This is a genomic window from Pedobacter sp. ASV12 (assembly GCF_016429155.1).
Lineage (GTDB): Bacteria > Bacteroidota > Bacteroidia > Sphingobacteriales > Sphingobacteriaceae > Pedobacter.
Genome location: NZ_JAELUC010000097.1, coordinates 1 through 12252 on the forward strand (window position 1 = coordinate 1; position 12252 = coordinate 12252).

At 44.9% G+C, this 12252-nt stretch carries 13 protein-coding genes; 4 read left to right on the forward strand and 9 right to left on the reverse strand.

Translation table 11 applies throughout. The annotated features are described in order from the left end of the window. Positions 1 to 45: 45 nt before the first annotated feature. The 3 genes from JHD69_RS17090 (at position 46) to JHD69_RS17100 (ending at position 2806) form a co-directional block, all read left to right on the forward strand. A complete protein-coding gene (locus tag JHD69_RS17090) occupies positions 46 to 735 on the forward strand; it encodes a hypothetical protein (RefSeq protein WP_199141562.1) in 690 nt (229 codons plus the stop codon). A 77-nt stretch (positions 736 to 812) separates the two neighbouring features. Beyond that, positions 813 to 1952, forward strand: coding sequence for a cystathionine gamma-synthase (locus tag JHD69_RS17095; RefSeq protein WP_199141563.1), 1140 nt, complete (start codon positions 813 to 815; stop codon positions 1950 to 1952). Next, positions 1952 to 2806: a TIGR02757 family protein gene (locus tag JHD69_RS17100; protein WP_199141564.1), complete on the forward strand. Its 855-nt coding sequence runs from the start codon at positions 1952 to 1954 to the stop codon at positions 2804 to 2806. The genes JHD69_RS17095 and JHD69_RS17100 overlap by 1 nt, the downstream gene beginning before the upstream one ends. A gap of 111 nt (positions 2807 to 2917) precedes the next feature. Here the strand turns inward: JHD69_RS17100 and JHD69_RS17105 are convergent, their stop codons facing one another. Continuing rightward, positions 2918 to 3547, reverse strand: a complete 630-nt coding sequence (locus JHD69_RS17105) for a M949_RS01915 family surface polysaccharide biosynthesis protein (RefSeq protein WP_199141565.1) — start codon at positions 3545 to 3547, stop codon at positions 2918 to 2920. 240 nt (positions 3548 to 3787) lie between these two features. Between JHD69_RS17105 and JHD69_RS17110 the strand changes: the two genes are divergently transcribed. Beyond that, entirely contained in the window at positions 3788 to 4297 is a 510-nt protein-coding gene (locus JHD69_RS17110; RefSeq protein WP_199141566.1) for a YdeI/OmpD-associated family protein, read from the forward strand. A gap of 106 nt (positions 4298 to 4403) precedes the next feature. On the opposite strand, the gene JHD69_RS17115 is transcribed toward JHD69_RS17110, so the two are convergent. The 8 genes from JHD69_RS17115 to JHD69_RS17150 form a co-directional block, all read right to left on the reverse strand. After that, positions 4404 to 5153: a polyprenol monophosphomannose synthase gene (locus tag JHD69_RS17115; protein WP_199141574.1), complete on the reverse strand. Its 750-nt coding sequence runs from the start codon at positions 5151 to 5153 to the stop codon at positions 4404 to 4406. A 124-nt stretch (positions 5154 to 5277) separates the two neighbouring features. After that, on the reverse strand, positions 5278 to 6918 hold the full coding sequence (locus tag JHD69_RS17120; RefSeq protein WP_199141567.1) for a peptide MFS transporter: 1641 nt from the start codon (positions 6916 to 6918) through the stop codon (positions 5278 to 5280). Between the two features lie 61 nt (positions 6919 to 6979). Continuing rightward, on the reverse strand, positions 6980 to 8641 hold the full coding sequence (locus JHD69_RS17125; RefSeq protein WP_199141568.1) for a peptide MFS transporter: 1662 nt from the start codon (positions 8639 to 8641) through the stop codon (positions 6980 to 6982). A 101-nt stretch (positions 8642 to 8742) separates the two neighbouring features. Further along, positions 8743 to 9636, reverse strand: coding sequence for a hypothetical protein (locus tag JHD69_RS17130; protein ID WP_199141569.1), 894 nt, complete (start codon positions 9634 to 9636; stop codon positions 8743 to 8745). 52 nt (positions 9637 to 9688) lie between these two features. Continuing rightward, positions 9689 to 10867: an acetyl-CoA C-acyltransferase gene (locus tag JHD69_RS17135; RefSeq protein WP_199141570.1), complete on the reverse strand. Its 1179-nt coding sequence runs from the start codon at positions 10865 to 10867 to the stop codon at positions 9689 to 9691. 123 nt (positions 10868 to 10990) lie between these two features. After that, entirely contained in the window at positions 10991 to 11143 is a 153-nt protein-coding gene (locus JHD69_RS17140; RefSeq protein ID WP_370583511.1) for a ribbon-helix-helix domain-containing protein, read from the reverse strand. A gap of 10 nt (positions 11144 to 11153) precedes the next feature. After that, the gene (locus tag JHD69_RS17145) at positions 11154 to 11693 is read right to left on the reverse strand and encodes a hypothetical protein (RefSeq protein WP_199141572.1); all 540 of its coding nucleotides are present in this window, start codon (positions 11691 to 11693) and stop codon (positions 11154 to 11156) included. Continuing rightward, positions 11693 to 12252 (reverse strand): SPFH domain-containing protein (locus JHD69_RS17150; RefSeq protein ID WP_199141573.1); only part of this gene is annotated, 560 nt, incomplete at its 5' end. The genes JHD69_RS17145 and JHD69_RS17150, both read right to left, overlap by 1 nt.

Below are 12252 nucleotides of genomic sequence, written 5' to 3' on the forward strand. Positions count from 1 at the left end.
AGATGTGTATAAGAGACAGCTCAATACTCAAATCGAACACAGAAAATGAGCGAAGAAAACTATAAACAGATACTGGGCAAGCTAGAAAGCAAGGCTTCTTTAAAACAGGCCATTTACCGGAGCACAGCCGAGGTATTTGGACAGACCAAGAATATACTTTCAAAGATTGCCACCAGGCTGCATGCCGATTATACGCCGATCGATCCATCGGTAGAGGTGAACTATAAAGAGAACAACCAGTTTGAAGCACAGCTGAAATTTTCTGGCGATATGCTCATGTTGTCAATGCACAGTAATGTTTTTAATTTTGACGAGGCACATTCCATCTTCCAGAGCAATTATGTGAAGGCCGATAAAAGCCTGAGCTATTGTGGCGTGATTTATGTTCACAATTTCCTGGCCGATTCGATCAAGTATAACCGCTTGGCCGACGAAGGCTCGCTGATTGCGCGTATTTTGATCAATAAGGAAAAGCATTTTATGGTAGAAGGCGAAGGCGCATTGGGCTTTTTGTACGAAGACTTTGAAGCCAACGTAATTACCGAAGAAAAGCTGACCGATATTTTGGAAAGGTCGATTCTTCTTTGTTTAAATACCGATTTGCTGTTGCCGCCTTTTGCGCAGATCAAAGACGTAACGTTGCATCAGAAACAAACCATGGTGGCCGGTAGCGGCTATCCAACTGGCAAGCGATTAGGTTATTTGTTTAGTTCAGAGATACAACAGAATAGTTAAAACAGCTAGGCGAATGACGTTTGGCGCGAAGCGCTGGGCAACATGGGCCTTATCTTCAATCATCAATAAATTACAGTATGAAATTTGCAACAAAAGCTATCCATGCTGGTCAGGAGCCCGATCCAACAACCGGAGCGGTAATGACCCCAATCTATCAAACCTCAACTTACTGGCAAAAATCGCCAGGCGCACACAAAGGCTACGAATACTCGAGGGGAACCAACCCTACGCGTAAGGCTTTGGAAGATTGTTTGGCCGCTTTAGAAAACTGCAAATACGGATTAGCCTTTAGCAGTGGTATGGGAGCAACAGATGCGGTTTTGCGTCTGCTAAAACCTGGCGATGAGGTGATTACGGGTAACGACCTTTACGGGGGCTCTTACCGCATTTTTACCAAGGTTTACGAAAAGTATGGCATCAAGTTCCATTTTCTGGATTTATCAAAGCCAGAAAATATGGTGCCCTATATCAACGAGCGTACCAAATTGGTTTGGATTGAAACGCCAACCAACCCAACCATGCGCATCATCGATATTGCCGGCGTAGCCAAGATTGCCAAAAAACACGACCTGTTGCTAACGGTTGACAATACTTTCGCCTCTCCGTATTTGCAGAACCCGGCTGATTTGGGTGCAGATATCGTGATGCACTCGGTAACCAAATACATTGGCGGCCACTCTGATGTGGTGATGGGCGCCTTGCTAACCAACAACGAACAGCTGTATAAAGATTTGTTCTTTGTATACAACGCCTGTGGCGCAACGCCAGGCCCGCAAGATTCTTTCTTGGTGCTGAGGGGCATCAAAACCTTGCACCTGCGCATGAAAGCGCATTGCGAGAATGGCGAAAAAGTAGCCCATTACTTAAAAAAACATCCTAAAATTGATAAGATCTATTGGCCGGGCTTTGAAGATCACCCTAACCACGACGTTGCCAAAAAGCAGATGCGCGGTTTTGGGGGCATGGTATCGATTACCTTAAAAGATGCCGATTTGGAAGAAACCTTTAGGGTGGCTTCGCGCTTCAAGGTGTTTTCGCTGGCCGAATCGTTGGGCGGTGTCGAATCGTTGGTTAACCATCCAACCACCATGACCCACGGCTCTATTCCGAAAGAAGAACGCGAAAAAGTTGGCGTAACCGATAATCTTTTGCGTTTGAGCGTTGGTGTGGAGGACATTGAAGACTTATTGGCCGATTTGGAACAAGCTTTGTCTTAATGGAATTTTTGGCACTGAAAGATTTTTTGGACATCAAAGTGGCGCAGTACAATCGCCCCAATTTTATTCCGAACGATCCTATTTGTATTCCGCACCAATACCAGCAAAAACAAGACATAGAAATTGCCGCATTTTTTGCGGCAATTTTAGCTTGGGGCCAGCGTAAAACCATCATCAATAAATGTAACGAGCTTTTGGCGAGGATGGACCATGCGCCATACGATTTTATGCGCCATCATGGCGACGAAGATTTAAAGGGCTTGCTGGGCTTTAAGCACCGTACCTTTAACGATACCGATCTGCTGTATTTTGTGGCTTTTTTTAAGCAACATTACGAGCAGTCTAACAGTTTGGAAACGGCCTTTTTGCCTCGAAATACTTTGATAGCCGATTATTTGCCAGCTTTGGAGCGGCACGAAGTAGCCATGGCCTCTTCGGCCTGTTTGTTGGATGAAATGGAACCCGGCAGTTTTACGGCCGAAAAGGCACTCAACCATTTCAGGTCGTATTTCTTTAGCCTGCCCGATTACCCGAGAAGAACCATCAAGCATATTTCGTCGCCTTTGCAGAAATCGACTTGCAAGCGCCTCAATATGTTTTTGAGGTGGATGGTGCGCAAAGATCATTGTGGCGTTGATTTTGGCATCTGGAACACCATTCCAGCCAGCGAATTGGTTTGTCCCTGCGATGTGCATGTAGACCGTGTAGCTAGGAAACTCGGACTGATTGAACGCCAGCAAACCGATTGGCAAACGGCCGTAGAGCTGACCTCCAAATTGCGGGAACTCGATCCGCAAGACCCGGTCAAATACGATTTTGCCCTGTTTGGCTTAGGAATAGAAGAGAAGTTTTAATTTATTGGTTCATTAGTGTCATTAGTCATTGCATAGACTCCTGAATTAGGGCGCCGATTTAGCAGTTGCTTTCTTTTAATATGAAGAAATTAAGGAGCATTAAGCTATTTTTTATTGTTTATTCCAAGTTTCGGATTGATACTGTGCCCATAAGGAGAGCACGTGTTTTTTGAAAATAGGCTTTGCGCTAAAAGCGGAATCAAGTTTGTAATCGCCACCCATAAATGTTGTTGCGGTGGCCTTAATTCGAGTATGCCCTCTCAACGCATATTTTTTGTCGCCTTCGTACATGATAATCTTGCTTGACATCGGACTGTAATCGCTACGGCAATTGTTTCTATAAATCATCCACACCTCTGCGATTCCGTTATTGTCTAAATCCGTTATGGCAAATCCTTTATTGATAAAGTAAACTTCTAAATCGAATGGACATTCTTTGTCAAAATCATTGATTTTCCAGAGCAATTTGGCTTCATTTTCCCCCAAGATATAATGATAGGCATACAATGCTGCATCCTTGAAGCCATCGTCGTCTTTTACGGTTTTGCTTTGCATTTTTCCGGTTTCTGTAGCAATTACTACATTTTCGCCTAAGCTATCTGTCCATTTTACAGCGTAGACCGCTTTTCCTTGGTACTTCAGGTTTTTAGGTATTTCGTTCCTGTCAATTTTATCTACCCTTAACTGGGCAAAAGTACAAATAGAAATGAATGAGAAAATAAGCGTTAGTTTGAGTTTCATGCGTTAATGATTGAATAACGAATTTATAGTTAATAGTTGAGTTTAGGCAATAACTTATAGAATTATTCATCGCTGTGTATTTAATCCCTGCTTCCAAAAATAACCGCAAAGAGAAGGAGCGTTCTGCAAACGTATCAAGGGTTTCTATTTCACTTCCTGCCTTCCACCTTTTTTGGTCTTCCAGTTTCAGTCTTTATTATTTTACCCTCAGCCTCCTGCCTAATTTAACTATCTTTAAGCATGATTAATCACCGAGCCGAAATAGAAAAATTCGACGCCATGGGCGAGAAAACGGGCTGGAGTTATGTTTTTATCCCACAGGCGGTGGCCAACCAAATCAAGCCTGGCGAAAAGAAGAGTTTCAGGGTTAAAGGAAAAATAGATGGGGTAGAAGTTAGTGGTGTGGCGCTTTTGCCGATGGGCGAAGGCGATTTCATTATCCCGTTAAAAGCCGATTTGCGCAAAAGGCTTAAAAAGGAAGAAGGCGCAACAGTAAGCCTGAGCTTGGTTTTCGATGCTGATTTCAAGATTGAAATGCCCGACGATTTGGAAATCTGCCTGGCCGACGAGGAACGCCTGATGCAGCAATTTTTATCGATGCCCAAATCGCACCAAAACTATTTTATCAATTGGCTAAACTCAGCCAAAACGGAAGCCACGCGTACCAAACGGATCATTATGATTGTAGAGGCCATGGACAAGAAGTATAATTATGGGCAGATGATACGGGAAGCCAGGGCGAAGTCTTAAGACGGGAGCCTGTAGTTAATGGCCAATAGTCGATGATAGTAGCCCCAAAGCCTTTAGCCTTTAAGCTCTTCCATCTCTCAAACCTTCTGCTTCTCCTGTTACTTGTTTAACGGTTGTATTTACGGAACCAACTGCTGATTTTCATTTGGATAACGCCCAAAAAGGCCTCCCTGAAAATACGCGTACTCATTTTTGAGGTGCCTTCGGTTCTGTCGGTAAAAATAATAGGCACTTCTACTACTTTAAAGCCATATTTGATGGCTGTAAACTTCATTTCGATCTGAAAGGCATAGCCTACGAACTTGATTTTTTCTGTCGGGATGGTTTCCAATACCTCGCGTCGATAACACTTGAAACCAGCCGTAGCATCCTGGATGTTGATGCGCGTGATGAAACGAACGTACATGGATGCAAAATACGACATCAGCACCCTGCCCATCGGCCAATTCACTACGTTAACGCCTTTAACATACCTTGAACCTATTGCCACATCGGCACCGCCGTTTACAAATTCCGAAACAGGCAAACAGGCTGCCCTTAGCCTCACCAAATCTTCGGGATTGTGCGAGAAGTCGGCATCCATTTCGAAGATATACTGGTAGCTGCGTTTTAATGCCCATTTAAAGCCATGGATATAAGCCGTACCTAAGCCCATTTTGCCTTTGCGTTCTTCGATGTGCAACTGGCCAGGAAAGTCTTGTTGCAGGTGCTTTACAATGCCAGCAGTACCATCGGGAGAGCCGTCGTCAATGATCAGGATTTCAAAAGGTTGGCTGAGCGAAAAAACCTTGCGGATGATCTTCTCAATGTTCTCTTTCTCGTTGTAGGTAGGAATGATAACCAGGCTGTCGCGCACTTGCAATGTTGGATTTTAGATTGACGATTTTCGATATGTTTTAAATCGGCGATAAAATTAGCTATTAAAAACCAAAAGCCCGAAATTTCTTTGCGGGCTTTTGGTTAAATGATGTTAAATCTGGTTAATCGATCACGTCTTGGTGCATCATTTTTTGCAGTTTCTTGGTAATCGCAAACAAAATCAGCGAAGCAATACCTGCCATGACCACGAACATGATGAAGAATTCGTACAATGAATTAATCTGGAAGCCCAAAATAGACTGGTATTCGAAAGGAATTTTAAGGTCTTTGAGTTTCGCCAGTTCTTCGGCCGTTGGCACTGCCTGCTTAGCTAAAATGGGTTGTAGGTTAATTCCTGCATCAGCTGCTTTTTTAACTTCGGCTACGCCCGGAGGATAAAGCGCACTTAAAATACCTGCAAGTTTGTTAGCGGCCGCGTTAGCTAAGAACCATACCGCCATCAACAGCGAAGCGAATTTTAACGGTGCCAGTTTGTTTACCAAAGACAGGCCGATTGGCGATAAGCAAAGCTCGCCACAAGTGTGCAGCGCATACATACCTACCAGCCACATCATGCTTACTTTAACCGATGAAGAAACGTCTTTTACGCCAAAGGCGATCCACAAATAGCCAAGGGCCAACAAGAATAGGCCGATAGCCATTTTGGTAGGCGAAGAAGGCTCTTTTTTGCCCAATTTGATCCACAGCCACGCGAACAACGGGGCAAACGATACTACGAAAATTGAATTGAGCGAAGCAAAAATACTAGCAGGAATGGTTACAAAGCCTAAATCGCGTTGGGTTTGTTCTTCGGCAAAGAAGGTAAGCGAGGCGCCGGCTTGCTCAAACGCGCTCCAAAAGAAGACCACAAAAAAAGCAACGATGAAAATTACGCCAATTCGTTGTTTTTCTATATAATTAAGGGTTTTATCAGAGAAAATAATAAAGGCAATAAAAAGCACCGAGGCAATCAGCAGGTAGGTAAGGAAGCTGAAAATCTTGGCATCAACATAAAATAAGCCAATCATTAGTGCTGAAAAGGCGGCCATGCCCAAAACAATCAGTACCGGGTTTGCCGTAGACGGAGATGCTTCCTTAGGAGCCATGCCCAAAGGTTGTCCGTCTGGAGATACTACATATTCCTTATGGAAGATCAGTTGCACGATTACTCCCAGTAACATTGCCACACCACCAGCCAAAAATGCCCATTTAAAGTCGAACGCATTGCCGGTATCGCCCAAGAAACCGCAAATAATCGGTCCCAGGGCACCGCCCACGTTAATACCCATATAAAAAATAGTATAGGCGGCATCAGTTCTCCTGTCGCCTTTAGGATAAAGCTGGCCTACCAACGAAGATATATTCGGTTTAAAGAAACCGTTTCCAGCTATCATTAAGCCCAGTCCGGTAAAGAACAGAAAGGTAGATAATCCCCCCGCATTATAGTTAGAAGCACAGAAAAACAGTACAAACTCGCCCAGGGCCATTACCAGGCCGCCAACGATGATCGAGCGTTTATTGCCCCAAAAACGATCGGCAACATAACCCCCAATAAGCGGCGTTAAATAAACTAAAGAAGTGTAGCTTCCGTAAAGGTTAGAAGCAAATGCTTTATCGAACAATAGCGCCTTGGTCATGAACAGCACCAAGATGGCCCGCATGCCATAATAGTTGAAGCGCTCCCACATTTCGGTGGCGAACAGCACATAAAGGCCCTTTGGATGTCCCTTGGTGGCCGGGGATTGAATTTCTTCTGAATTCATGGTTTAGATTAGTTTTTAGTTCTGTTAAATTAAAATTAGTCTATTTGGTGTCTTGAATAAGCTATTTAACGCCTACTTCTTTCATAATTCCATTCAGCCATTTGAGCAAAACGAAGCCAATAACGGCCGAAAATAGCAACAATGCAAAATTTACCCAAAAGAAATTCGATTTGTCGCTATAAGTATCCCACATGGTGGCCAATACGCCCGAAAGTTTGTTGCCGATAGAGGTAGACAAGAACCAGCCACCCATCATCAGCGAGGTAATCCTTACCGGGCTGAGCTTAGAAACCAACGACAAGCCCATCGGACTTAAAAACAGTTCGCCTATGGTGATTACGCCATAGCTGCCCATGAGCCATAGCACTGAAACTTTTTCGGAACCATTGCCCCCCGCATAAACCGCACCCACCATAACCAATACCGAGAGTGCCGATATAAATACACCGAAAATAATCTTGCTGGCAGTGCTCGGTTCTTTGTCTCTTCGCCTTAGCCAGGTAAAAAAGGCTACAATCAGCGGCGTAAGGATGATTACCCAGGCCGGATTGATAGACAAGCTTAAATTGGTGGCCCAAAGCTCTACATGTTCGCCTTCTTTAGGCAATTGGGCTGCAGGTACGTTTTTAAAATAGGTAGGGTAGTTGAATTCTTTTTGTACCACACCATCTTTTTTCTGCAGGCGAAATGCCTCGTCGTACAAAGCCACGCTATCTTTCTGGTAAACGACGTTTTGCGAAAGGCTAAGGCTTGAAAAAGCCTGTTTGGCCGCAGGGTTGCTTACTTCGCGGTTGGTATAGCGATCGGCCCAAGTGGTTAGTGCTGTTCCGTTTTGCTTAAATACCGCCCAAAACAAAATAACCACGATGAAAATGGTTAATAAGGCAGCCAAAGGTCTTTTTTCGGTTTTGCTGGCCTTGAAATATAAAGAGCCATAAAAATAAATTACCGGCAAACAGGCAAAAATAAAGGCGTCGGTTGAGTTGGAACCTACCAGGGCATGGCCCAAAAGCTTGGTGGGTACAATCCATCCAATAACTCCTGCAATTAACGAAGGAAAAAGGATAAGCATGGCGATTTTGGCAAAGGACATATCGCCTTCTTGTACGCCTTTTTTAATATCAAAGGCCCGGTAATGCTTCAAGCCGGTTAAAAATACAATTACACCGATAAACATACCGATACCTGCGGCCAAGAAAGCATATTCCCAGCCCAGCATAATGTACATGGCCGCGCCAAAGAAATTACAGATAAAAGCACCCACGTTGATTCCCATGTAGAAGATGTTGTAGCCATCGTCTTTTTTGTCCTGATATTCGGGGGTTGAATAGATATTGCCCAGCAGGGTAGAGATGTTGGGCTTAAAAAAACCGTTGCCTATAATAACCAGGGTCATGGCCAAATAGAGCATGGTGAGGCTGTGTACGCCCATCAGGCAATAGCCAACGCCCATCATCAAGCCTCCGATAACGATAGATTTGGTATAGCCCAGGTACCTATCGGCAATCAGTCCACCCAAAAAGGGCGTTAAAAATACGAGCGCAATAAATGTACCGTATAAATCGGCCGATTCGGCCTCAGTCATGGCAAATCCGGCCTTCACGTCTTTAAGGTACAAGGTGAAAATGCCGATCATTAAATAGTAGCCGAAGCGTTCCCACATTTCAGAAAGAAATAGGAAAGGTAGTCCCTTGGGGTGTTTTACTTTAGGGGTAGCAGACATAAATGATTAAAATAGTTCTAGTTTCAAGGTGTGTATAACCCGCAATATAAGTACATGTAGGCAGAGTAGCAAATTTTTAAGTTTTGAGCAGGGATTTGGACTTAATGGCCAGATTTGGTTACAATGGTAGAAGCCTTTACGGGTCTGCCGTAGTAGTCGTCGTTGGGTGAGGGCTCGTTTTTAAGTTCTACGTCTTCTACCAAAGACAGTTTGCCCCAGGTGAGCTTGTAGCCATCAAAGCTCAGGTCGGCACCATAATACTCGAAATTGCCGGTCATTTTTGGATCGTAGGGTGCTAAATGGTCAAACACAATCATGTTTACTTTGGCATTTACCGTCAGGGTCATGGAGTTGAGCTTGTTGTATTCGAACACTACACGGTTCTTGGTAGGTCCGTTTTTGCTCACTTCGAAAATATTTTTGCCAAAAACGGGTTCGTTTTTTTCGAACGATAAAACATCGATTACCTTTTTGGTTGTTTTTTGGTTGTTGCCTTTCCAGCCCAAAAGGATAAAGTAAGGCTGCTTGCCGTTAACAATTACCGGAACCATTTCATAATAGCGTGCTCCGAACCAGTTTTTGTTGCTGGTAATGACATTCGCATCCGTCAGATTGTTGGTGTCGTCGGTTAAGGGGTAAAGTTTAAGTGCGCCATTGACGTGGGGCAACTGTATGGTGCCATAATAGCGGTAGCCACCTTCGTCAGTGGGGATAAACCAGGTGATGATGCGAAACGAATTGTCGGGCGATTTGAGGATGGAAATGCGCTTAAGCGAATCAAAACCATAGTTAAAGGAACCATTGATCTTCAGCGCAGCCACAAATTTCTTTACAAACTGTGCATTTTTCTCCAAACGGCTCTGGTTGTCTTGGGCCGTAAAGGTTTCGTCGCTTAAAATGCGCAACGAATCCTGATAGGCATTGAGTTTGGGGTCGTTGTTGAGGTTATAACTATGTTGTGCACTTAACCGGGTAAATGCACAACATAATAACATGAGGATTGTATAATTTCTAACTGCGTTAAACATCCAACTCGTTTTGTTAAGGTTAACGCAGATTTTCGATCACTATTGCACTGGCGCCACCACCTCCGTTGCAGATACCGGCTACGCCGATTTTGCCTTGGTTTTGGGCCAGTACCGAAAGCAGGGTTACGATGATCCTGGCGCCCGAGGCACCCAGTGGGTGGCCAATGGCTACGGCACCGCCGTTAACGTTCACTTGTTCTTCTTTGAGACCGAGCTCCTGATTATTGGCTAATGAAACCACCGAGAAAGCTTCGTTGATTTCGAAAAAGTCTACATCGGCAGTTGTAAGGTTTGCCTTGCTCAAAGCCAAGGGGATGGCCTTAGACGGCGCAGTGGTAAACCATTCAGGCGCTTGTTGGGCATCAGCATAGGCCAATACCTTAGCTAAAGGCTTAATGCCCATTTCTTTGGCACGTTCGGCACTCATCAGTACCAAGGCCGCTGCCCCATCGTTCAAGGTCGATGCATTGGCTGCGGTAACGGTGCCATCTTTTTTAAATACGGGTTTTAGGCTTGGGATTTTATCGAATTTTACCGCTGCAGGCTCTTCGTCGTTGCTAAACAAGGTGATTTCGCCTTTACGGTCTTTAATTTCTACGGGAACAATCTCATCGCTGAATTTGCCGGCGCTTTGGGCGGCTTGTGCTCTTTTGTACGATTCGATGGCAAAATTATCTTGCGCCTCGCGGCTGATGTGGCAGGTTTCGGCACAAAGCTCGGCGGCCGAGCCCATGTGATAGTCGTTGTACACATCCCATAAACCATCTTTAATCAAGCCATCGGTTAATTGGCCATGGCCTAAACGGTAGCCGTTGCGTGCCTTGTCTAGGTAATAAGGCACATTGCTCATGCTCTCCATGCCTCCGGCTACAATGATATCGGCATTGCCTAGTGCAATACTTTGTGCCGCCAGCATTACGGCTTTGGTGCCCGATGCGCATACTTTGTTAATGGTAGTGGCTGGCAGATCGGGCAAACCGGCAAATTTTGCAGCTTGGGTAGCCGGTGCCTGTCCTAAATTAGCCGACAGCACATTGCCCATGTATACTTCCTGAATATTTTCTGGTGCCAATCCGGCTTTGGCTACGGCTGCCTTGATGGCCAATCCGCCTAGTTGCGTAGCCGAAAATCCAGCTAACGAGCCACCAAAACTGCCCACGGGCGTTCTTACGGCAGCTACAATTACGACTTCTCTCATATATTGATCTTTTTGATATTTGGTTGGCGCAAGTTAGTCATTTGGCCCCAAATTACGGCAGAAGCAACTGATTTTTGACCTTTAGATGTGTGTTCAAAAGGCTAAACAAAAGCGGTAGCGAGCCTAATCCAGGCCGGTTGATTTTTTGGAACGGCCTTTTTTCTTGGTCTTTACGGCTTCGTTAAGCAAGTACTCGATCTGGCCGTTGGTACTGCGAAATTCGTCGGCTGCCCATTGCTCGATTTCTTTGAGCAAGGCAGGGTTTATTCTTAACACAAATGCTTTTTTATCTTTCTCTGACATCGGTTTCGATAGCTCCTATGTTGTATTGACGTTTAAAATTGATCAAGAAGAGCGAAAGCTCGTCGGGTTGTGCAATGCTGAAAAGCACACGTTTGGCATTGCCCATTTCTACCTGCAGGCCGATGGATTTATCGTTAAAGATGTAAGCCTTGTCGTTGAATTTGAACCAGAGCTTGCTGCGCAGGCCCCAGCCCCCATATTCGCTAAGCGCATCGTATTTTCTGAGGTAGAGCCTGTCGATCTGTGTCCACGAAATGGTTTTTGACCGTCTGGCGAATGGCGAAAACCGGTAGGCGATGCCACATTGGTCTATTTTCATGACTAATGCGCTTTTGTTGATCAGGTAAATCAACAAATAGGGAAGCAGAACAGCCAAAACAGGCAGGAAATACATTTTTTTAAGACTTTGTAGATTTAACCCGTTCTTGTCGAGCAAGAACACGCTGCACACGATGATGGTCTCTATACCCAAAAGGATATAGAGCCACCAAAAGTTGAGTCGTTGTTTTTCTTCAAATTCCATTAGTTGTATAAGGTGCCGGTATTCACTACGGGTTGTACATGCTTATCGCCACAAAGTACCACCAGGAGGTTGCTTACCATGGCGGCTTTGCGTTCTTCGTCTAGTTCGATAATGCCTTTTTGCGAGAGTTTTTCGAGGGCCATCTCTACCATGCCTACCGCACCTTCAACAATCAGTCGGCGGGCGGCAATAACGGCAGCGGCCTGTTGGCGCTGCAGCATGGCGCTGGCAATCTCCTGGGCATAGGCCAAGTGCGAAATACGGGCTTCGATCACCTCAATTCCAGCTCTTGAGAGGCGTTCGTTCAGTTCTTCTTCCAAAAGCATGTTTACTTTGTCGGCACCGTCTTTTAGCGTGATGTCGGCGCTTTCGTCCTCTAGATTATCATAGGCAAAGCTGTTGGCCAAATGGCGTACGGCGGCTTCGCTTTGGATATTTACGTATTGCAGGTAATTTTCAACCGAAAAAGTAGCTTTGGCGGTTTCTTTAACCTGCCAAACAATTACAGCGGCGATTTCGATGGGATTGCCCATTTTGTCGTTCACCTTTAACTGCTGGC